At 68.1% G+C, this 22,506-nt stretch carries 15 protein-coding genes and 1 pseudogene; 10 read left to right on the forward strand and 6 right to left on the reverse strand.

Features of this window, described 5'->3' with window-relative positions:
- Positions 1 to 140 precede the first annotated feature (140 nt).
- Complete coding sequence (locus ACSJJU_RS13515; protein WP_435916125.1) at positions 141 to 1,361, reverse strand: TetR/AcrR family transcriptional regulator; 1,221 nt, start codon at positions 1,359 to 1,361, stop codon at positions 141 to 143.
- Between the two features lie 223 nt (positions 1,362 to 1,584).
- Here ACSJJU_RS13515 and ACSJJU_RS13520 point away from each other — a divergent pair, with 223 nt between their 5' ends.
- The 9 genes and pseudogenes from ACSJJU_RS13520 to ACSJJU_RS13560 all read left to right on the forward strand — a co-directional run bounded on the left by ACSJJU_RS13520 (position 1,585) and on the right by ACSJJU_RS13560 (position 15,986).
- Positions 1,585 to 2,199 (forward strand): DNA-3-methyladenine glycosylase I, encoded by a 615-nt coding sequence (locus tag ACSJJU_RS13520; protein ID WP_435916126.1) that lies wholly within the window; start codon positions 1,585 to 1,587, stop codon positions 2,197 to 2,199.
- Positions 2,200 to 2,339: 140 nt separating this feature from the next.
- A complete protein-coding gene (locus tag ACSJJU_RS13525) occupies positions 2,340 to 3,425 on the forward strand; it encodes a collagen-binding domain-containing protein (RefSeq protein ID WP_435916127.1) in 1,086 nt (361 codons plus the stop codon).
- Positions 3,426 to 3,702: 277 nt separating this feature from the next.
- A complete protein-coding gene (locus ACSJJU_RS13530; protein WP_435916128.1) occupies positions 3,703 to 4,707 on the forward strand; it encodes a collagen-binding domain-containing protein in 1,005 nt (334 codons plus the stop codon).
- A 261-nt stretch (positions 4,708 to 4,968) separates the two neighbouring features.
- A complete protein-coding gene (locus ACSJJU_RS13535; RefSeq protein ID WP_435916129.1) occupies positions 4,969 to 7,377 on the forward strand; it encodes a TonB-dependent receptor in 2,409 nt (802 codons plus the stop codon).
- A 157-nt stretch (positions 7,378 to 7,534) separates the two neighbouring features.
- Positions 7,535 to 8,005 carry a Cys-tRNA(Pro) deacylase gene (ybaK, locus tag ACSJJU_RS13540; protein ID WP_435916130.1) on the forward strand — a complete coding sequence of 157 codons (471 nt, stop codon included), beginning with the start codon at positions 7,535 to 7,537 and terminating at the stop codon, positions 8,003 to 8,005.
- Positions 8,006 to 8,183: 178 nt separating this feature from the next.
- Positions 8,184 to 9,284: pseudogene (locus ACSJJU_RS13545) on the forward strand (YjgN family protein).
- Positions 9,259 to 10,368 carry a M48 family metallopeptidase gene (locus ACSJJU_RS13550; protein WP_435916131.1) on the forward strand — a complete coding sequence of 370 codons (1,110 nt, stop codon included), beginning with the start codon at positions 9,259 to 9,261 and terminating at the stop codon, positions 10,366 to 10,368. The pseudogene ACSJJU_RS13545 and the gene ACSJJU_RS13550 overlap by 26 nt, the downstream one beginning before the upstream one ends.
- A 264-nt stretch (positions 10,369 to 10,632) precedes the next feature.
- Entirely contained in the window at positions 10,633 to 13,515 is a 2,883-nt protein-coding gene (locus ACSJJU_RS13555) for a TonB-dependent receptor plug domain-containing protein (RefSeq protein ID WP_435916132.1), read from the forward strand.
- Between the two features lie 29 nt (positions 13,516 to 13,544).
- Positions 13,545 to 15,986, forward strand: a complete 2,442-nt coding sequence (locus ACSJJU_RS13560) for a prolyl oligopeptidase family serine peptidase (RefSeq protein ID WP_435916133.1) — start codon at positions 13,545 to 13,547, stop codon at positions 15,984 to 15,986.
- Here ACSJJU_RS13560 and ACSJJU_RS13565 read toward each other — a convergent pair.
- Both ACSJJU_RS13565 and ACSJJU_RS13570 read right to left on the reverse strand, forming a co-directional pair.
- Positions 15,910 to 17,733 (reverse strand): asparagine synthase-related protein, encoded by a 1,824-nt coding sequence (locus ACSJJU_RS13565; RefSeq protein ID WP_435916134.1) that lies wholly within the window; start codon positions 17,731 to 17,733, stop codon positions 15,910 to 15,912. The genes ACSJJU_RS13560 and ACSJJU_RS13565 overlap by 77 nt on opposite strands.
- A gap of 17 nt (positions 17,734 to 17,750) precedes the next feature.
- Positions 17,751 to 18,644, reverse strand: coding sequence for a lasso peptide biosynthesis B2 protein (locus ACSJJU_RS13570; protein ID WP_435916135.1), 894 nt, complete (start codon positions 18,642 to 18,644; stop codon positions 17,751 to 17,753).
- Positions 18,645 to 19,042: 398 nt separating this feature from the next.
- Here ACSJJU_RS13570 and ACSJJU_RS13575 point away from each other — a divergent pair, with 398 nt between their 5' ends.
- A complete protein-coding gene (locus ACSJJU_RS13575; protein ID WP_435916136.1) occupies positions 19,043 to 19,744 on the forward strand; it encodes a glutathione binding-like protein in 702 nt (233 codons plus the stop codon).
- Between the two features lie 71 nt (positions 19,745 to 19,815).
- On the opposite strand, the gene ACSJJU_RS13580 is transcribed toward ACSJJU_RS13575, so the two are convergent.
- The 3 genes from ACSJJU_RS13580 to ACSJJU_RS13590 all read right to left on the reverse strand — a co-directional run bounded on the left by ACSJJU_RS13580 (position 19,816) and on the right by ACSJJU_RS13590 (position 22,491).
- Positions 19,816 to 20,088, reverse strand: a complete 273-nt coding sequence (locus ACSJJU_RS13580) for a hypothetical protein (RefSeq protein WP_435916137.1) — start codon at positions 20,086 to 20,088, stop codon at positions 19,816 to 19,818.
- A 441-nt stretch (positions 20,089 to 20,529) separates the two neighbouring features.
- Entirely contained in the window at positions 20,530 to 21,702 is a 1,173-nt protein-coding gene (locus ACSJJU_RS13585) for a zinc-dependent alcohol dehydrogenase (protein ID WP_435916138.1), read from the reverse strand.
- A 27-nt stretch (positions 21,703 to 21,729) separates the two neighbouring features.
- Positions 21,730 to 22,491 (reverse strand): SRPBCC family protein, encoded by a 762-nt coding sequence (locus ACSJJU_RS13590; protein ID WP_435916139.1) that lies wholly within the window; start codon positions 22,489 to 22,491, stop codon positions 21,730 to 21,732.
- Between the last annotated feature and the right edge of the window lie 15 nt (positions 22,492 to 22,506).

A 22,506-nucleotide genomic window follows, 5' to 3' on the forward strand; every position in this document is an offset into this window, starting at 1 on the left:
CTTGGGGGGCTGGACACCGGGCCGCGCAGGCAGCCCGGCGGATGCTGGAGGAACATCAGCCATGCAGGGAGGTTCCGATCCGCTCACCGCGTCGGGCGCGGGGCTCGGGTGCGGGCTTCGGGCGCAATCAGGGGCGGCGGTCAGTCCAGCCGGGTGAACAGGCCATAGAGGGTGGGTTTGAGATAGAGGTCGGTGGCCTCCTGCGCCGTCACGTCCGGCACCAGGCGCATCATCTCCAGCACGGAGTTGATGCCGGCGAGCAGCATCTGCGCCGCCAGGAACGGATCGACGGCGCGCAGCGAGCCGTCGGCGATGCCGTCCGAAATCATCGCGGCGAAGCGGTGGGAGAGGCGGTTGGCCTCCACCAGCACCGGGCGGCGAATGGAATCGGGCAGCACGCTCAGCGCGGAGGCGCGCATCAGCGGCCCGTGGTCGGAGAGCTGGAACGCCACCAGGCTGGCGGCGGCGGCGGTCAGCCGGGCCCAGCCGTTGCCCTCCAGCGCCGCCGCGGCCAGCTGGGTGCGGCGGATGATCTCGAAGCTGCGCTCGAAGCAGGCGATGACCAGATCGTCCTTGGCGTCATTGTGGTGATAGAAGGCGCCCTTGGTGACGTTGAGGCTCTCGGCGATGCGGGCGACGGAGGCACCCCGGTAGCCGATCTCGTTGATGAGCCGGGTGGCGGCCATCAGGAAGGCGTCCGCGCCGTTGTCCCGCGCGCCGGGCAGGGCAGGGGTCAGCAGGCGGGGCGCCCAGACGGCGCCGGGCCGGGCAACACCGCCCAGCAGCGTCTCCAGCACCCGGCGGGTGAGGCGCGGGGCGTCTCCGGCGTCGTACTGCTCGACCCACACCACCGACCACAGCAGCTGCTCGAGAATGAGGTTGGTCCGGGCATTGAGGCCGCGCCGTCCGGCCCAGGCCAGTTCCGGCCCGTCGAGAAGGCCGCGCAGGCGCCGCAACATCGCCTGCAGGGCTTCGCGCACCACCTCGGCATGGGGCGGCCGCAGCGCGCGCAGCTCGTCGAACCGCGCCAGGGGCGGGGCCTCGCCCGCGCGGATGAGGAAATGGTTCTCCAGACACAGACCGATCAGCCGCTCCAGCCGGGCGGCGGCATCGGGGGCGTGCCGGGCTTCGTCGATCATGCCGTCCCAGCGCTCGATGGCGCGCAACATGCACGCCGCCACCAGATCTTCCTTGCGGGGGAAATAGTAGGCAACGCTGGTCGTGGTCAGCCCGACGGCGGCGGCCACCTCGGCGAAGGTCACACCGCGCACGCCCTGCTGGTTGAGCAGGTCGATCGCCGCCGTCAGCACAGCTTCCTTGCGGGCATTGTAGCGCGGAGTTCCGGCCGACCTTGCTGTCATTGTGTCCTCGGTTGCGGGTGACAGCCGGCCCCGGTTTCACCCGGAGCGCGGTGTCTGTCACAATAGGAAGCAGCCGGCCGCCTTGAAAACGAGCAAAAAGCGGGGGTACGGCCTTCCCGATGGGGAGGGGTGGGGTCGCACGCGTCTTGAGAACAAAAACCGAACATGGCACTATCTCGCGCCGGACAACAGGGGGCCGGATAACAGGGAGGAACCCGCCGCCATGACAGACACGCCACTGGCCGAAGGGCCGGACGGCCAGCCGCGCTGCGCCTGGTGCCTGGCCACGCCGGCCTACCAGCACTACCACGACACCGAATGGGGCTTTCCGGTGGGGGACGACCGGCGGCTGTTCGAGAAAATCTCCCTCGAAGGCTTTCAGTGCGGCCTCAGCTGGCTCACCATCCTCAACAAGCGGGAGGCCTTCCGCGCGGCCTTCGCCGGGTTCGATTTCGAGGCGGTGGCCCGCTTCGGCGAGGCGGACGTGGCCCGCCTGCTGCAGAACCCCGGCATCGTGCGCCATCGCGGCAAGATCGAGGCGGTCATCAACAACGCGCGCTGCGCTATTGCCCTGCGGGAGAAGGAAGGCTCGCTGGCCGCCTTCTTCTGGCGCTTCGAGCCGGACCCGGTGGTCCACGCCCGGCGCGGCCTTGTGGCGGAGACGCCCGAGTCGGCTGCCCTTTCCCGGGCGCTGCGCAAGCAGGGGTGGCGGTACGTCGGCCCCACCACCCTGCACGCCTTCATGCAGGCCATGGGTCTGGTTAACGATCATGCGCCGGGGTGCTGCACCCGCGCGCGGGCGGAGGCGGCGCGGCAGGCGTTCCGGCGGCCGGCCTGACGCCGCTTCGCGCAAACCTGATGTCGTCGCACGAAAGTGTCTTGACCGATGGGAGACTTGGCAGGAAACTGCTAATATCAACAATAAATATTTAACGATATGTCCGGCAGAGTGCGGGCGCACATCGCGGAGAGGTCGATATGGCACAGTCTGCACGTCTTCTGTTCGGTGTCGCTCTGGTTGCCAATGTTTTCGCCCTGGGCCCGGCGCACGCGGGGCCGGTGACGGCCCTTGAGGCCCTGCGCGAATACAACCTGATCGTCTTTGACGATTTCAGGCTGACCCAGGACATCCAGGGCGCCGTCTACGTGGGCGGGAACCTGACCGGCGGCAACATGGTGGGCGCCAACTTCGGTTCATACACCGGCGCGACCGGCCTCACCGTCGCAGGTGACGTCATGGTGTCGAACCTCAAGGTGAAGAACAGCGACCTCTACGTCGGCGGCAATGTGGTCTCGGGCCTGGTGGAAATTCAGGACGGCGGCAGCGCCTATGTGGGCGGCACCGCCGCGCCGGATGCGATCCGGCTCAACGGCAACCCCGCCGGGCGCACCATCGAGACCGGCAGCACCCGCCCGCAGGACAAGCTGCTGGATGTGGCCGATTTTCTCGCCCTGTCGTCCGCGCTGGCGAGCCGGGAGGCGGAGGTCCGCTATTCCTCGGCCGATATTCTTGATCCCAACAATTTCCGCATCACAGTCGCCGACCTTGATGGCGACGGCGTCGCCGTTGTGTCGCTGGAAGCGGGCTTTCTGGACTCGCTGAGCAGCTACGGCCTTTATGGCGACGGCATTGCCGGCCTCGACACCATCATCATCAACGTCGGGGGCACGCACATCTCCATCGGCGCCAACTGGCAGACCGGCGGCCTGCCCAACTCCCTGTTCGCGAGCGAGCACGTCATCTGGAATTTCTACGAGGCGGAAGTGCTCACCTTCGACCGCCAGATCTTCGGCTCGGTGCTGGCGCCGGGCGCGCGCGTCTCCAACGTCACGCCCATCGACGGCACCCTGGTTGCGGGCAGCTTCACCCAGAACGGGCAGGTGCACTGGCCCGGCTACCGGGGCACGTTAATCACCTTCGACCCGCCGCCGGTGGAGATCGCCGCGCCCGCATCGGCAGGCGTGCTGGGTCTCGGCCTCGCCGGCCTCGTCTTCGTCCAGCGCCGGCGCCCGGAGCCGGGCCGTTTGCCGCGCGGGGACTCTGTGCTGCCAGCAGCAATTTAGCCTGGCAGTTTCATTTTTTTTCTTCTGGCGCTTCGAGCCGGACCCGGTGGTCCACGCCCGGCGCGACAAATTTTCGCGCGGCCGTGACGGGGCGGCGCAACCCCCTGATCTGGCACGACTTTTGGCCGTTTCGGGCCTCGCCCCCCCGTTTTTGCCCGTCCGGCTTGGAAAACTCCGTTTGCATACCGATATGAAAGGGATAAGGCAGAGATGTTTGTACACTTAGCGTAAAGGTGAGCGTATGCGGCGGCCGTGGTGTATTGCAGGTGTTCTGGCCGTGGTTTTCGGGGCTCAGGCCCCTGCGCAGGCGGGTCCGGTCACGGCGCTCGAGGCCATGCGCGACTACAATCTCATCGTCTTTGACGATTTCGATCTGCGTCACGACATTCAGGGCAGCATCTACGTTGGCGGCAACCTGACCGGAAACAACATGGTCGGGTCCAACAACACCCGCTACACGGGAACTGCGGGCCTCACCGTCGCGGGCGACGTGAAGGCCTCCGGCATCAAGGTCAAGAACGGTGATTTCTACGCGGGCGGCAATGTCTCCGGCCTGGTTGAAATCCAGGATGGCGGCAGCGCCTACGTGGGCGGCACCGTCGCGTCGAATTCCGTCCGCCTGACCGGCAACACGAGCGGCCGCGTCGTGGAGGCCGGCAGCGACGCCGCGCGCGGAAAGCTGCTCGATGTTTCTGACTTCCTGGCCCTGTCGGCCGATCTGGCGAGCCGCGAGGCGGACATCCGCTACACGGCGGCCGACGTCCGCGACCGGAACAACTTCCGCCTCCAGCTGGCGGACACCAACGGCGACGGCCTCACCGTGCTCAATCTCGACGACGGTTTTCTCGGCGCGCTCAGCAGCTACGGCTTCTATGGCGACGACATCGCCGGGCTCGGCACCATCGTCGTGAACGTCGCAGGCAAGAACAACTCCCTCGGTGCCAACTGGCAGCAGGGCGGCCTGCCCGACAACCTGTTCGCCAGCCAGAACATCATCTGGAATTTCTACGAGGCGGAGGTGCTCACCTTCGACCGCCAGATTTTCGGCTCGGTGCTGGCGCCGGGTGCCCATGTCTCCAACGTCACGCCCATCGACGGCACCCTGGTCGCGGGCAGCTTCACCCAGAACGGCCAGGTCCATCTGCCCGGGTTCACCGGCGACATTTCCTTCCCCTCCACGCTGCGGCCGGCCGTGCCCGCCGAGGAGATCCCGGAGCCCCTTTCGGTCGCGCTGCTGGGGATGGGCCTTGTCGGTGTTGCCTGTCTGCGCCGGCGGTCCTGAGCAGGTGCTGGCGGCAGGCGTGCTTGCTGCCAGCACCAATTTAGCCTAGCAGTTTCATTAGTTTATCCCGGTCTGGGCCGGTGTCAGCGTTGGTTGCCAAGAATGAATTGCAGGGCAGCCAGCGGCACCTGACCGGAGGCACATAAAAACAAGGCCTCGCATTCCCGCCGTTCAAGCCGGCGCCCTGCGCAAGACCAGCGCGGAACGGCTGCCCAATCCCGGGCAGACCGCCCCGACGCTGGCACGGGGGAGGGCCTGGTTATGAAGTGTGTGTCCGGTTTTGTGGCGCGGTATGGGGTGCGTTTGGCGTGCGGCGTTGCCGCGCTTGCGCTGGCGGGGCCAGCGCTCGCGCAGGATGGCGCGGCGGATGCGGCGGCCGGGGAGGCCGCCAGCGAAGGCTTCTATCACGACATCATCGTCACGGCCCGCAAGCGGGCGGAAAGCCTGATGGACGTGCCGGTCGCCGTCTCGGCGCTCGGCGCGCAGGACATCAACCGCTACGCCGCCAATGACCTTCAGAAAATCGGCCAGATGGTGCCGCAGGTCATCATCGCCAAGACCGGCGGCGGCGGCGCGGGCGCGTCCTTCGCCATTCGCGGCATCGGCTCGTCCTCGCTGGACGCGGGCATCGAGCAGACCGTCTCGGTCAACCTGGACGGCATTCAGGTCAGCCGTGGCCGCCTTGCGACCCAGGGATTTTTCGATATCGAGCAGGTGGAAGTGCTCAAGGGCCCGCAGGCGCTGTTCTTCGGCAAGAACAGCCCGGGCGGCGTGATCTCGCTGCGCTCGGCGGGTGCCACCAAGACCTGGCAGGGCTATGCCCGCGCCGGTTACGAATTCAAGGCGGACGAGCGCTTCATCGAGGGCGCGGTCTCCGGTCCCATCAGCGAGACGCTGGGCGTGCGCCTGGCCATGCGCGGCCAGAAGATGGACGGCTACATGAAGAACGTGGCCGGGCCGTTCACCATTCCCGACGATCCGGACTACACCCGCCCCGGCGCGGGGGATGACCGCTCGCCCGCAACCGAGGAGGTGCTGGCCCGCCTGACGCTGGAGTGGACCCCCACCGACCGGTTCAACGCCACGGCCAAGGTGTTCGTCAGCGACTACAAGGACAACGGCGAGACCGCGGGCGTCGAGACCATCTGCGACACCACCAACAACACGCTGATGCTGGGGGCGGGCGAGTTCGTCGCCGACCCCTACGGCGACTGCAAGCTGAACGGCCGCCGCTCGTCCACCGCGCTGCCCAAGGAGCGCGCGGCGCAATACACCGGCGCGCGCGATGGCCGGCCGTACACCAGGTACAAGTCGGTCCTCAGCTCGCTCACCATGAACTACGAGCTGCCGACGGTCACCTTCACCTCCGTGACCGGCTACTGGCGCTACGCGAACAAGGGCTTCGACAACTTCGACTACACCGCCGCCGGCGCGGTGTGGGGCCGCAACGACGACACCAGCCAGGCCTTCAGCCAGGAAATCCGCGCGGCGTCCGATCTGGACGGCCCGTTCAATTTCGTGGTCGGCGGCTACTATGAAAAAATGCGCCGCTCGACGGTGGGCCATGGCCAGATTTTCGCGCTGGGGCTGGACCCCACCACCGGCCTCTACAACAACTGGGCGCTGCGCTCGCGCAATCGCGGCACCACCTGGTCGTTCTTTGGCCAGGCGATCATCGACATCACCGACAATGTCGAACTGGCGGGCGGTGCGCGCTGGACGTGGGAAGAAAAATTCGCCCGCGTCGGCCACAGCTACATGCACGACCTGCTGGAGCAGATCGGCGGGTTCCTGCCCGAGGGCCAGTATGTGAACGGCCACTACCGGGACGACAACTGGTCGCCGGAAGTCACGCTCAGCTGGCACCCGTCCGACCGCTCCACCCTCTATGTTGCCTACAAGACCGGCTACAAGTCCGGCGGCTTCTCCAACCCGTCCTCGCTGGCGTCCGACGCCACCGCCAACGACCTGCGGTTCGGCGCGGAAACCGCCAAGGGCGGCGAGCTGGGCGCGAAGGGCTCGTTCCTGAACGGGGCGCTGTCGCTGAACGCGGCGGTCTACCGCTACAAGTTCGAGGATCTCCAGCTCACCTCGTTCAATGCGGCCAATGCCACCTTCTCCATCCGCAACGCCGCCTCGGCCCGCACCACCGGCGCGGAGCTGGAGGCCAGCTATGCGGTGAACGAGGCGCTCACCCTGCGCGGCGCCGTCGGCTACAACCGGGCGAAGTATCTCAACTTCGCGGGCGCGCCCTGTTACTCGGGCCAGGTCAACCCGGATGGCTCGCCGTGCGTCACGCAGGATCTCACCGGCACGGCGCTGCCGCGCGCGCCCAAGTGGAACATGAATGGCGGCTTCACCTTCGATACGCCGCTCACCGACGTGCTCGCGCTCGGCTTCAGCGCGGACGTCAACTACACCAGCGGCTACTGGATGCAGGAAAACCAGAACCCGGGCAGCTGGCAGAAGGGCTTTGCCCGCCTCAACGCCAGCGTGCGCCTGCACGAGGTGGAGGACGCCTGGGAGTTGGCGGTCATCGGCCGCAACCTCACCAACAAATATTACGGCGTCGCCTCCTTCGACAAAACGCTCGGCACGCCCGACAACATCGGCATCGCCATCGGGCGTCCGCGTGAGGTGCTGCTCCAGGCCACCTACCGTTTCCGCTGACCTCAAGAGCCCCCTGAGGTTGGCCCGGCCGGGCACGTCCCGGCCGGGTCTTTTGTTTTTCGGGCGGGATTTTTTGCGGGCCGGCACCTTGCCCCGCAGCCGGGGCGCGGATTATCGAAGGCAGCCCCGGCGGGCGAACAGGCGGCATGAGGACGACATGGCAAAATCCACTCCCGCGGTTGTGGCGCTCCAGCGCGCAGGCGTCGATTTCACGCTTCACACCTACGACTACGCGCCGGGCGACCAGCGGGTCGGCCTTCAGGCGGCGCAGGCGCTGGGGGTCGATCCGGCCGAGGTGTACAAGACGCTCATGGTGCTGGTGGACGGCAAGCCTGTGTGCGCCATTGCTCCGTCGGACCGGGAGATCAGCCTCAAGCGGCTGGCGGCGGCGGCGGGCGGCAAGGCCGCGCACATGATGCCGGTGCCGGATGCGGAGCGGATCACCGGCTATCGCGTTGGCGGCATCAGCCCGTTCGGCCAGCGCCGCCGCGTGCCGGTCTTTCTGGAGGAAGCGGCGCAGGGCCTGCCGCGCATTTTTCTCAACGGCGGCCAGCGCGGCCTTCAGGTCCGGCTCGACCCGCGGGAGATTGTCCGCGTGCTGGGCGCGACGCCCGCCGCCCTCGTCTGACCTTCCGGTTTCCCTCCTCGCGCGCGCGGCGAAAACCCGGCGGACGCCGCCCGCCGCTGAGGCTTCCCCTGTTCAGGTAGGACCCCCGCGCCTCTGATTGACCGGTTTGTATCCCCACCCTTACGTTTTTGGGCGCAATGCCCGGTTGGGGGGGCGACTGGTAGAGGGGAGGGGACTCATGACGGTCGAAACGCCTGGTACGGACCAGCCGCCGCTGGTCAGTTTCAAGGGAAGCTGGACGGAATTTCTCGGCATCGCCATCGTCAACCTGCTGCTGACGATCCTGACCCTCGGCATTTACCGCTGCTGGGCCAAGGCAAAGGAGCGCCGCTATCTCTGGAGCCGCACCACCGTCATGGGTGATCCGCTGGAATACACCGGCACCGGGGGCGAGCTGTTCCTTGGCATGGTCATCGTGGTGTTCGGCGTGCTGATGCCGATTTCCCTCGCCTTCGGATTTGCGGACAGTCTGCGCATGGCCGGCCACGCCCTGGAGGCCGACGCCCTGAGCATCCTGCTCTGGGGCCTTCTGCTTTACCTCGCCGGTGTCGGCACCTATCGCGCCCAGCGCTACCTGCTGTCGCGCACCACATGGCGCGGCATTCGCGGCGGCATGGTGGCGCGCGGCTGGGGGTACGGTCTCCGATTCCTGGGGTGCTCGGTTGCCGGTCTTCTCACCCTGTTTCTGGCGATGCCGTGGGTCAACACCCGGCTGTGGAACGAGCGCTGGAACGAAGCGCGTTTCGGCTCGCTGGAATTCAGGGCGGAGGCGCCGGTCCGGCCGCTGCTCCGGCAGTTCCTGCCGGTGTGGGCCGGGGTGGTCGGCCTGGGGCTCGCGCTCTTTGCCCTGTCTCCGGGTCTGCGCGCCTTCCTCGACGTCATGTGGTCTGGCGAGATGGTGTTGCCCGTGGACGGGGAGGCCGTCCGCAACGGCGCCAGGCTGGTCGTGTTCTGATATGCGGCCGTCGCGGCGGGGGCGTTCGTCTACAATGTCTTATGCTGGCGGCATATCGTCAGCCACACCCGGCTCGACCGCGTGCCGCTGCGTCTCAACGCCACCCTCAAGGACTGGCTCCTGTTCGTGCTTGGCAACGCGGCGATGTTGGTGTTCACGCTGGGGCTTGGTTTCATCATGCTCCGGTACCGCGTCTATGCCTTCGCACTGCGCCATCTGGAGGCGGAAGGGGCGCTCGACCCCGACGCCATCGCCCAGAGCCAGCTCGCCGTGCCGATGCAGGGCGAGGGGCTAGCCGATGTCTTCGACTTCAGCCCCGTCTGAGCTTGAGGCCATTGTCCACGACGGCGCGACCGCCGCGGCGCACCCGGCCCGCGCGCGGCTCACCGCCGAGGGGTTGACGCTGCTGCGGGAAGGGGCCGAGCCCGAGCCGCTGATTTTTTCGGACCTGTGGCTGGGGGACCGCGCGCCGGGCCGCCATGTGCTGCGCCACGCGGTCCGGCCGGACTGGCGGCTGGTCCTCCTGGGCGACGTGCCGCCCGGCTGGCGGAAGCGGTTGCGGCGGTCTCCCCGGCCGTCGCCTCGACGTGTGGCGCTGTGGGGCGGGGCGGCGGCGGTGGCGGCCGGTCTTGCCGCCGCCCTCGTACTGAACGGCGGGGCCATTCTCGCTGCGCTGGCGCCGCTGTTGCCTTACAGCTGGACCGAGCCCTTCGGCCGCCAGATGGTCCGCGCGGTTGGCGGCGGCCATGAATGCAGCGGGCAGGCCGGGCTTGCGGCCCTGCGCCATCTCGCCGACCGGTTGCGCCCGGCGGGCGGCCTTGCCGAGCCCGTCACCCTCCATGTGATCGAAAGCCCGGTCGACAACGCCTTCGCGCTGCCCGGCGGCCATGTGGTGCTGTTCTCCGGCCTCATCGGGAAGGCGAAAAGCCCGGAGGAGGTGGCGGGCGTTCTGGCACACGAGCTGGGGCACGTGCATCATCGCCACCCCAACCAGCAGATCATCCGCCAGCTCAGCGCGGGCGTTGTCCTGCGCGCGCTGGGCGGGGACGTGGGGGTGCTCGCCGACACCACCCTCAGCCTCGGGCACAGCCGCGATGCCGAGCGCGAGGCCGACACCTTCGCCATTGCCCGGCTGCGGGAGGCCCGCATCTCGCCGCAAGCGCTGGCGGATTATTTCGCGCGCCATGAGCCTGCGGCCGCGCAGACGCCGGACGGGTCCGGCCGCCTGCTGCGGGAGACGCTGCGCAAGATCGGCGACTATGCCTCCACCCATCCCGCCATGGCCTCGCGGGCGGCCCGTTTCCGCGCGGCCGCCGGGGACATGCCGGCACCCCGGCCGGCGCTGGATGCCGACGAATGGCAGGCCGTCCGGGCCATCTGCACCCATCCGGGCCGCACACACTCCTGAGCGCGCGAAAACCCGGCGGACGCCAGCGGCGGGCTCCGCTCCTCAGTCATGCAAGAACTTCATATTAAAATTCGCCGGGGGCGGATGCGGATATTGACTCACCCGTAGAATCCGATACCACATGTCTTCCGAAATGAATGAAGATCAGGCAGTAAAACAATAACAAACAAGCCTGATAATATTCATTTATCAAAACCGTTTTCATTCGATTGTTTGATTTTCATTTTTGATAACTCGTATCAAGTCCGTACGGGAAAATTCAACATGGCATTTTCATGCGGTTCCCTGCGTGCCGCCATTGCGGGCCGCGCCTCCACGACGGCCACCTCCATGACGCCCGCCTCCATGACGGCCATTACCGCCGTTCTGCTGGCCGCTCCCCTGCTGACCGTTGCGTTGCCTGGCAGCGCCGGTGCCCAGCCACAGGAGGCAGGCGCGCCCGGCGATCCGGCGGAGCCTTCCGGCCAGCCTGATGTCAGCCCGTCCGCCGGCATCGGGCCGGAGCAACGGCGGGCGGACGAGGCGGTCCGGTATCCCGAATTCGCGCCCATCGTCGTGACGGGCTCCAACATTCGCAACATCGGCATTGCCGCCGGCTCTCCGCTCATCACCATCGGGCGGCCGGAAATCGCGACGTCGGGTTTCGCCACCGCCCCGCAGATCCTCCAGCTCCTGCCGCAGACCTTCGGCGGCGGCGCAACAGAGGACACCGCGCGCGGAACGGACGCCATTTCCACCCAGCGGCGGCGCGTCTCGGGCGTCAACCTGAGGGGGCTCGGCAACGTGTCCACGCTGGTGCTGCTCAACGGGCGGCGCATGGCCGGGGCCAGCGACAATGGCGACATTCCCGATATTTCGCTCATTCCCGTCTCGGCGCTGGAGCGCATCGAGATCCTGCCCGATGGCGCGTCGGCGGTTTACGGGTCGGACGCGGTGGCGGGTGTCGTCAACTTCATCCTGCGGACCGATTACGAGGGGGCGGAGACCACCCTGCGCTATGGGGCCACCACCGAGGGCGGGGTGGACGAATATCAGGCCGCCCAGACCTTCGGTTTCAAGTGGAGCGGCGGCAACCTGCTGCTCACCGGCGAATATTATCACCGCGACCGTCTGCCCACCGCCGATCGGGGTTACGCCGCGACCACCGATCTCACCGGGCGCGGCGGCACCAACTGGGGCTCCCTGTACGCCTCCCCCGGCAACATCATCGATCCGGTCACCTTCATGCCGCTGTTCGCTATTCCGCCGGGGCAGGACGGCCGCAACCTGACCCCCGCCGATCTGAGGCCCGGCACGCTCAACCTTTTCAACACCCAGCAGGGGGTGGATCTGCTGCCCCGGCAGGATCGCTACAGCGCCTTCGGCCATCTCGACCAGGAGGTGACGGACGACCTGCGCCTGTTCGCCGAGGCGTTCTACTCCCGGCGCAAGGCGAAATACCGCCAGGCCCAGCAGTCATGGCCGGTGATGGTCACGCCGGAGAACCCGTTCTACGTGGATGTGTTCGGCACCGGGGAGCCGGTGTTCGTCGCCTACAATTTCTATAACGACTTGGGCGCGGCGAACAGCGCCAGCACCCAGAAGACCTACCAGGGCACGGCGGGCCTGACCTACGCCGTGCGCGGCGACTGGCGGGTCAACGGCTATTTCACCTACGCCCGCAGTCTCGGCAGCATGCGGACCGGTCCGATGATCGATCCCCTGGCCCTCGATGCGGCGCTGAGGGACCCGAACCCGGAGACAGCGTTCAATCCCTTTGGCGATCAGGGGGCCAACAATCCCGACACCCTGGCCCGCATTTTCAGCCTCGCCGACTATCACGACCGCGTGCGGTTCCGCTCCTGGGCCGTGAACCTGTTCGCTGACGGCACCCTGTTCGAGGTGCCGGGCGGGGCGATGAAGGCGGGGCTGGGCGGCGAGTTGCGGCGCGAGCGTTTGCGCGCCGCGCTGGTCACCGATCTCGACACGGACATCCGCCGTTTCAACCGGCGCATCGCCGCCGCCTTTGGCGAGATCTACGTGCCGTTTGTCGGCCCGCGCAATGCCATGCCGGGCATCGAGGCGCTGGATGTCTCCTTCTCCCTGCGCGCGGAAAAATATGATGACAGGCAGATGGAGCCGGTCCGGTACAAGCGGGATGGCGCCGACACCATCAATCCCAAGATCGGCGTCAACTGGACGGCGACGCCGGGTCTCGTCTTCCAGGGCACGTACGGCACCGCCTTCCGCGCCCCCAGCCTTGGCCAGCTGGCGCAGCGCAAGCTGTTGTCGTTCGGCCCGGTGTTTGATCCGCGCGCGCCCCGGGGGACGAGCAACGCGCTGTTCATCAGCGGCACCCAGCCTGATCTCGACAACGAGACAGCGGACACCTGGACCCTCGGCGTGATCGTGGCGCCGAGAGCCATTCCAACGCTCCGCCTCCAGGCCACCTATTACAACATCAAGTTCAAGAACCGCATTACCGGCGCGGCCATACCGGACGAGATGATGGGCCAGGAAGACCTGTTCGGCGACCTCATCATCCGCAATCCGACGCTGGCGCAATTGCAGGACGCCTGCGCCGGGGCGGATCTGATGGGTACGCCGCCCGACGTGTGCGAGGCGGTCGGGCTTGCCGATGTCATCGTCGATGTTCGCACCGGCAACCGCGCCACCTTCACCACCGAAGGTCTGGACCTGTCCGCCGCCTACACCATCGACACGCGCAGCATCGGTCAGTTCAACCTCATGGCCAACGCCAACTACATCCTCAACCTGAAGGAGTCGCCCACCCGCGCGGCTCCGGCCCGGTCCATTCTCGACACCTTCGCCAATCCGGTCGATCTGCGCATTCGCGGCGGCGTGGGGTGGGCGTCGGATTTCGGCCTCTCGGTCCACCTGTTCGGCAATTACACCGACCGCTACCGGAATACCCTCGGGCCAACGGACGTGCGGATCAAATCCCACACCACCATCGATCTGACCCTGTCCTATGTCACCGCCAGCACCCTGCGGACCTCCTGGTTGCGGGACATCGCCTTCAGCCTCAGCGCGGTCAACCTGTTCAACAACGACCCGCCCTTTGTGGATGTTGTCGGCGGATACGACGCGGACAATTTCGATCCGCTGGGCCGCTTCGTGTCCGTCTCGATCACCAAGAAATGGTAAGCCTGCGGGGCGATCGGAGAAAAAAGACCATGCGGGTGCCGGGAAAAAATCCTGTCCTGATCGTGCTGGCGGTTTTCGGTTTTCTCGCCGCGCCGCTTGCGGCGGGAGAGTTCGGCCGCCCGGTGGAGGTGCGTGATCTGCTGACCTTCCGCAGCATCGTCGAGCCCTATGCCTATCTCGACATTCCCCCGGTCTTCACCTTCTCCCCGGATGGGAAATACTTCCTGCTTGGCACCCGCGCCATCGACCCGGACCGGCAGGTGACGGAGGAACGCCTTCGGCTCTACAGCGTCGCCGAGGTGCAGGACTTCTTGCGCGCGCCCAAGGGCGCGCCGCTGCCGCAGGGGCGGGAGATCCTGCGCTGGCCAACGACCGACGCCATGAACCATTACGGCATTTACCTGCGCATGCGGATGGTTCACTCCTTTGCCTGGTCGGCGGATGGCCGCACCCTATATTTCATCGGCAAGAGGGATGCCGATCCCGATCAGGTGTTCGGGCTTGAGATCGCCAGCGGCCGCCTTACCCAGCTCACCCATTCCCAAAATCCCATCCGGAAATTCCAGGTCAGCGAGGCGGCGAACCGGCTTGTGGCGACGGAATGGGTCAATCCGGCCGCCGATGTGGCGCAGGAGAAAATCGCCGTGCGCGCCGGTCTGCGGCAGATGCTGGAAATGGCCTGCCTCGGGTGCGACCGCTATGGCCTTCTCACCGGCGCGCCGCAGATCGTCGTGCAGTCCCCGGGAAGCCGGGAGCCGCCGCGCGTGCTGGTCAGTCCCGCACAGGCTCGGGTGGATCATTTCGATGCCTTCTGGATGTCGCCGGACGGTCGCAAGGCGATTATCGCCGTCTATCCCCCGCCCGAGCGGCGGTGGGACGACGACTACGGCCCCCTGCTGGAGAACAGCACCAACTCGTCCGACCCGGAGGATTTCCGGTTTGCGTCCCTCTATGTGGATTTTTCCATGCGGGCGATCCGCCAGTATTATTTTCTCGATCTGGAAAGCGGCGACTTCTTTCCCATTCTGGATGCGCCCACGAAGGCGGCCACCGTCGGCGCGCTGTGGAGTCCCGACAGCCGCCGGGCGCTCCTCGCCAACACCTATCTGCCGGTGGACGAGGGGCCGGCGGCGGAACGCCCGCTGCGCCGCAAGTGGCCCTTCCTTGCCGAATTCGACGTGGCGACAAAAGCCGTGCGCCCGGTGCTTGCGCTGGCGGGCGATCCGTCCGAACCGGTGAAGGGGCGCTGGCCTGAAATCCTGCAAGTGTTCGGTAACGAGGCCATCGTCGTCTCGCGCGTCAGCGCCGATGGTCAGCCGGTCCCGCCGCTGGTCATCACCTGGGGCGGGAAAGACTGGGCCGTCTCCGAAACCGGCAAGCCGCAGACTCCGCACCCGCTGGAGCTTGCGGTGCGCCAGAGCCTCACCATGCCGCCCGAGGTGGTGGCGCGCGATCCGGCGACCGGCCGCGAACGGGCCATCACCCGGCTCAACCCGCAACTGGCGGCGCTGCACCTCACGCCTGTCTCCGAAATCACATGGAAGGACCGCAACGGCCACGACTGGCAAGGGGCCCTGATCCTGCCGGAAGGGTACCAGCCGGGGCGCCGGTACCCGCTCGTCATCGAATGCCGCAATTACGATCGCAACCACTTCGTCCTCGGCGGGCAGGGCGGGTTGACGGCGCCGTTCGTCGGCCGGGCGCTGGCGTCGAAGGGGATCATGGTGCTGCAAATGCCGGCCATGCCCTACAATGCGCCGCCCGCGCCGCTGCGGGAGTCGTTCGCCGCCACCCAGGCGGGCATCGAGGCGGCGGTTGCCCATCTGGTCAGGCGCGGCGACGTGGACCCGGCCCGCATCGGCCTGACGGGCTGGAGCTACACCGGCGCGCCGGTGCAGCACACCATCACCTTCTCCCAGACCCGCTTCGCTGCCGCCATCATCGCCGACGCCATGGGCACGGGCATGGTGAATTACGCCAACCTCTACGGCTTCATTCCCCCCGGCATGAACTATCAGGAGGAAATGCTGGGCGGGGCGCGGCCGTGGGGGGAAGGGCGCTACCGGTGGGTGGAGAAAAACCCGGTCTACAACCTCGACCGGGTGCACACGCCCCTGCTGCTGCACAATTATATTCCCGGCAGCGTGCGGGGCTGGTGGGATGTCTATGCTCTCCTGCGCCGGCAGGGAAAGCCCGTCGAGCTGTGGCAGTATGTGGATTCCGACCACGTGCCCAACAAGCCGGGGCAGCGGCTCCACGCCCAGACCATGGTGGTGGACTGGTACGCCTTCTGGCTGAAGGGGGAGCGGGACCCGGACCCCGCCAAGGCCGAGCAATACGCCCGGTGGGAGGAGTTGCGCGGCCAGCATCTGGCGGACCTCGACCGCGCCGCGCTCACGCGGCAGGACGCGGCTGATTCCGGCGCGCGCTTGTCCACTGGCGCACCCAGCCCTCCGCCCCAAGGGCGCTGAGCAGGGTGGTCCGCATCAGGCGGCTCGGGTGGCCTTCGGTGCGGAACGCTTCCTCCACCGCTGCCCGGTCGAGAAGGCCGTGGTGCACCAGCAGGCCGTCCAGAAAATAGCCCCGCAGAAAGCGGGCGTTGTGGATGACGATCTGGTCGGTGAAATTGTTGATGCCGCCCTTGGTCTGCCGGCGCAGGATGTCCGGTGGCACGCGGTCGCGGAAGGCATGACGCGCCAGTCCGCGCTCGCGCCCTCCCAGGCAGAACAGGGGCGTCGGCAGGGAATAGATCGCCTCCAGCACCGGCTGGGACATCAGCGGGTGCACGGTCTCCACATGATGCTCCGGCACGGTGGGATACCAGAGGCGGTTGCAGAAGCTGGTCGCCTCGATCTGCATGCGCTTGCCCGGGGGCACGTCGGTGGGGAGCGGGCGGGCCAGCGTCTGCGCCAGGTCGGGTTCCAGACAGGGAAAGACCGCCGCCAGGTGCGCGTGGAAGGCTTCGTCCATCGGCGGAAGGGGGAGCGCCGTCGAGCGGGTGCGCACCGCCGCCCGGGCGCGGCGCATCACCTGCCACACCGAAACCCGCCCCAGCCGCGCCGCCTCGTGCGCGGCAACGAAAAATCCCCGGTCCAGCCCTTGCGTCCACAAATAATCCGTCGCGCTGGCGAAGGAGAGCAGGCTGCCGAACACCTCGTCGCCGCCCGCGCCGTCGAACAGGGCCGCCGCCTCGAACGCGCGCGCCAGATTGGCCTCCCGCCTGCCGCGCGCCAGTTGCGCCAGCACCATCATGGGCTGGGCGGAGAAGCGGACGCGGGCCACGTCGCCCAGGCGCACCATGTTGGGGCGTTCATCCAGCTCCATCAGGTCGGCGCGAAAGTGCGCGGCGGCCTGGCGGGCGTAGGCGCGCTCGTCCGAGTCCGCCGTGCCGGAATTGTAGTTGAGGCACAGCACGTCGTCGGGCGACAGGGCACCGTCGAGGGCGGCCAGCACGACGGCGCTGTCCAGCCCGCCGGAGAGGGCCAGGAGGATGCGCCCGTAAACCGCGCTCCAGCTGCGCACGGCCTGCAACACGGCCGCGCGCAGCGCCTCGGCGGCGTCGTCGGGAGAGGCGGGCAGGCGCGCGGGCTGCCACAGCGTCTCCGGCCGCCAGCAAGGTTGCACGGCAGCGCCCGTCCGGCCCACGTGCAGCGCCTCCCCGCCGCGCAGAGCGTGCACCTTCGCCAGCCCCGTGCCGGGGATTTCCCGCGCGGGGAGTTGCAGATGCCGCGCCACGTGCTGCCAGTCGATTTCGAGCGGCAGGACGCCAAGGGCAGCCATGTCCGCCGCGTCCGAGAACACCATGTGGAAATGGGGGCGGGTTGCGTAAAAGCAGTCGAGCCCGCCGGTCGGGTCGCGCAGCACGGCAACGCCGCCCGGCCGCAGGAGGAAGGCCACATACCGGCCCCAGAACAGGCGGAGCATGGCCTCGGGGCCGTGGTGCGCCAGCGTCTGCGCTTCGGTGTCCGTCGGGTCCGCAACCGGCGTTGCCGTGCCGGCGCGGAACAGGGTGCCAAGCGCCACGCCGCCCGCGCCCAGCGCGCAGGCGCGGGCGCGTGTGCCGCCCTCCCGCGCTTCCAGGACGGTCAGCGACGGCCCCTCGAACACGGGCGCATAGGCGGGGGTCATGCGGGCGAGGCGGGCGGCGCAGGCGGCGATCAGCGGCGCGGCCGCCCGTTCCCGGCCGGGTCTCGGAAGGAAGGCGCAATAGCGGTACATGCCCCCTGCCTCCCGGGTCAGACGATCAGGATCGGCGTCAGGCGCCAGATCCGCATCAATGTGTCGCCCGCCACGGCGTCTCCCACCTGAAGCCAGCAATGGGCCTCGAACGGGTCGGCCGCCACGCCGAACACCCAGTGCGCCGCGATGCCGTGGCGGCGGAGCAGGCGCCTCAGCACCAGGCTGTTGAGAAGGCAGCGGTCCCTCTGGCTGTAGAACAGCGGGGCGAGAAAGAGGAACTGGTCCACCACCCTGTTGATCGCATCCGGACCTGCGGGTGCGCCCGGGATGCGCGCGGCGCGGCGGCGCTCCAGCGCGAGGACGGCGCGCAGCGGCAGCAGACGGAGCGCGAGCGCGCCCCCGCTGAGCGCCATCAGAAAATGCCAGGCGTCCCGCGCCGTGATGCGGGGCGGCGCGCCGTCGCCGGTACCCATGGCCTCGCGGGTGGCGCGCACGGCCGAAAGGGAGGTGAGCCGCTTGCCGCGCCGGGGGTCGGTTGTCACCAGCCGGCTGGCGAGCAGGTCCTGCAGGACGCGTCGGTCGAGCCGGGCGCCGGGCAGGCTCAGGGCACGCAAGGCGTGGTCGCAGTCCAGCACGGCCAGCGCGGCCCGCGCCTGATCGGGCGGCAAGCCGCCGTAGGTGCCGGTCCGCAGGTCGAGGAAAATCAGGTGATCGTCGGCGAGGCAGGCGTGGCAATGGCGCGAGAGCCACAGCGTGGGCGCACGCGGGGGGCGGCGTGTCGCAAGGCGGAGAATGTTGGAGGAGCCCTCCGGCTGAGCGTCGGCGGCACGGCGGCGACGGTTGCCCTCACCGTCCGTGCCGCACGTTGGCCGGTGGTCCGCCACGGCGCGGGCCTGTCCGGCGATCCCTGGTTTCAGCGATAGCACATGGCGCGCATCCAGGGGTCCCATGTGGCGCCCCATGGGTTCATCTGGCGCGTCTTGTCGGCGATCCGTCCGAATTTCAGCATGTCCTCTCCCTCCTTTCGTGCTGGGCTAGCCTTGGGAGTCTAACCGGCCCGCTCCGGCGGCCGAAATCTATAGTCGGGATATTGCTCCCGGCGATTTTCGGCGCCGTCGGGAGAGCATCAAGGCAGGGGCCGGGCCGCGACGATGCCGCCGTCGCCGCCCCCGCCGCCGTCGCCCTCGCCCCCCCTGTCGGCACGTCAGCGTCGCGGATGCGGCCCGCTTGTGCCACGGATTGTTTCACAGCCGAGTCCGAACCGTTCTGCGGCGGGGGGCTTGTCGTCCCGCCCTGTCATGCGAAATCTAGGCGCATGGTTTTGTCCTAGCCCCGCAAGGAGTCCGCGATGATTGACCTTCATTACTGGCCGACCCCCAACGGTCACAAGATCACCCTTTTTCTTGAAGAAGCCGGGCTCGAATACCGCATCATCCCGGTGGACATCCGCGCCGGGGACCAGTTCAAGCCGGAGTTTCTGGCGATTGCGCCCAACAACCGTATGCCCGCCATCGTCGATCACGCGCCGCAGGACGGCGGCGAGCCGGTGAGCGTGTTCGAGTCCGGGGCCATTCTGGTGTATCTCGCCGACAAGACCGGCCGGTTCCTCCCGCAGGACCTGCGCGGCCGCAAGACGGTGCTGGAGTGGCTGTTCTGGCAGATGGGCGGCCTCGGGCCCATGGCCGGGCAGAACCATCACTTCAACATGTACGCGCCGGAGAAGATTCCCTACGCCATCGAGCGCTATGTGAAGGAGACCACCCGTCTCTACAACGTGCTCAACGGGCGGCTGGAAGGCCGGGCCTATGTGGCGGGCGACGATTACACCATTGCGGACATGGCGATTTATCCGTGGATCGTGCCGCACAAGAACCAGGGGCAGAACCTGGACGACTTCCCCCACCTCAAGGCCTGGTTCGAGCGGGTGAAGGCGCGCCCGGCCACCGCCCGCGCCTATGCCAGAGCGGAGGCGTTCGAGAACAAGCCGATGACCGACGAGGCGCGGCGCATTCTGTTCGGCCAGACCGCGCCCGCCATGCCGGGACGCTGATCGGCCGTTTCTCCGGCCGGCGCCGGCCGGCCATGTGGCGGTTCCCGAGGGGCCGGGCGTCCGGCCCGGCCTCAGGGCTCCCGGCCGGTGCCGGAGAACACGAAGCCGATGGCCGTCCCCACGACGAGGGAGATGAGGCCCGTCGCCCAGGTGCGCAGCTCCGCATCCCGCAGGACCAGCGAGAGGACGAGAAAGGCGGTGCCGATGCCCAGCGCGCCGGCCGCGATCCACGCCCCGGCCCGCACGCGGATAAGCTCGCCCCGGTTGTCCGCACCGGCCTGCGGGCCGCTGCCGGGTCCGCTCCGGGCGTGGGGTCCCTTGTTGGGCGGCGCGGTCCGGGGCATGGCTCCTCTCTGGCGATCGCGGGTGGTGTGAAAGATGCGGCTGCGGCAGGTCCGCCGGCCGGGCTGGCCTGCCGCAAGGCCCGGTCCCCGGCCCGTTTCTCCCGTTGTCTCCGGTTCTGCGGCAGTGCGATCCTCCATGCTGAAACAGCGGCCCCGAGCGGTTGATGACGGGTGTGGTAATGGCAGGTGCGGGGGCAGGTGCGGGAAGGGCTGGCGAGGCTGGCATCGCCTGCGCCGCGCCGGCGCGGATCACCCGGCACGCGGCCAGAGCCCCGATCAACACGGCACCCATGATGCAGAACGTGATGCTGACCGCCATGGCTGCCTATGTCCCCCCGCGTGCAGGATTTCGCCTCCAACCAGACTCGAACACCACGACAGAAAGAGAACATAACAAGAACATTTCCGCCAAGTCAAGGCGAGCCCCGGCGGCATTCGCCCTCACGGCGTCAGCACCACCTTGGTGACGTCATTCTGTCGCTCGGCGAACATGGCGTAGCCGTCGGCGGCGGCGTCCAGCGGCAGGCGGTGGCTGATGACGAACGAGGGGTCGATGTCCCCGTTCTCGATGCGCGTGAGCAGCGGGCGCAGATAGCGCTGCACGTGGGTCTGGCCCATCTTGAAGGTGAGGCCCTTGTTGAAGGCCGCGCCCATCGGCACCTTGTCCAGCATACCGCCGTAGACGCCCGCGATCGAGATGGTGCCGCCCTTGCGGCAGGCGAGGATCATCTGGCGCAGCGCGTGGGGCCGGTCGGTCGCCAGCATCAGCGCGGCCTTGGCCCGGTCCATGATGTTGTCCGGCGTCAGGCCGTGCGCCTCCATGCCCACGGCGTCGAGGCAGGCGTCCGGCCCGCGCCCGCCGGTCATCTCGCGCAGGGCGTCGAGCACGTTCGTTTCCTCGAAGTTCAGGGTTTCGGCGCCGGCGGCGGCGGCCATGGCGAGGCGGCGGGGGTGGTGGTCGATCACGATCACCCGCTCGGCCCCCAGCATGAACAGGGAGCGCACGGCGAACTGCCCCACCGGGCCGCACCCCCACACCGCCACTGTGTCCCCCGGCTTCACGTCGCAGTTCTCCGCCGCCATGTAGCCGGTGGGGAAGATGTCGGTGAGGAACAGCACCTTCTCGTCGGGCAGGCCGTCCGGCACCGTCATGCAGCCGGTGTCGGCAAAGGGCACGCGCACATATTCCGCCTGCCCGCCCGCATAGCCGCCCAGCATGTGCGAGTAGCCGAACAGCGCCGAGGGCGTGTAGCCGTAGAGGGTGGAGGCGATCTCGGCCCCGTCCTCCGTGTTGGAGTTGTCGCACAGTGACCAGAAGTCGTTCTTGCAGAAGAAGCAGCGGCCGCAGGAGATGGTGAAAGGCACCACCACCCGGTCGCCCACCTTCAGGTTCTTCACCTCCGCGCCCAGCTCCACCACTTCGCCCATGAACTCGTGGCCCAGGATGTCCCCGGCCTTCATGGTGGGAATGTAGCCGTCGTAGAGGTGCAGGTCCGAGCCGCAGATGGCGGTGGAGGTCACCTTGAGGATGGCGTCGCGGGGTTTGACGATCCTGGGGTCGGGCATGGTCTCCACCCGGACGTCCTTTTTGCCGTGCCAGACGAGCGCGCGCATGAAAGTCCTCCCTGCTCTGTATGCGGCTCAACCATTCACCGAGCGTTGCGGCTGGTTGACCGGAATTTCGCCTGCTTCCATCAACTGCTTGAACCGGCGCAGGTCGCGCCGCATCTGCACGCCCGGCTCCCGGTGCAGCAGCTTGGCGACGGCCCGTCCCGCCTGTCCGGCCGGGGGTTCGTAGAGAATGAGGGCGCGCACTTCCGTGCCCCGGTCGTGGGGCGCGTCCCGGAATTCCACCCAGCCGGTGTTCCGCACCCGGGCGTTTTCATCCGATGTCCAGGCGATGCGCTGGCCGGGGATGTCCTCGGTCACCCGCGCGTTCCATGTGAAGGAGACCCCGGCCGGACCCTTGACCGACCATGCCGAGTGGGTCTCGTCGATCACCTCCACCTTCTCCACGTTTTCCATGATCGCGGGCAGGTTGGAGAAGTCGCGCCAGAAGGCGTAAAGCTCCTGGCGCGGCCGGTCGATGGTGACGGCCCAGGAAACGGCGGCGGCCGATTTCCAGCCGCGCCGCCGGGCCTCCTGGTCTTCGAGCGGGCTGGCGCGGAGCGCCCGGCGCACCGGGGCCATGCCGGAGAGGCCGCGCGTGATGAGCACGGCCCCTGTCAGCCCGGCGGCCCAGCCGAGCGCGCCGCCGCGCCGCACGCCCAGCCCCGCCAGCAGGCCGCCAGCGACGACGGAGAGGATGCGTTCGGCCTCGCCGAGCGGCTGGCGCGGGCTGCGCTGCGCCCCGGCCGGCACGGTCGGGTTGTCGATCTCTTCCGGGTAAGTGGGGGATTCCACGGCTTCGCCTCCCTC

It is taken from the genome of Pedomonas sp. V897 (genome assembly GCF_051304405.1).
Classification (GTDB): Bacteria; Pseudomonadota; Alphaproteobacteria; order Sphingomonadales; family Sphingomonadaceae; genus Pedomonas.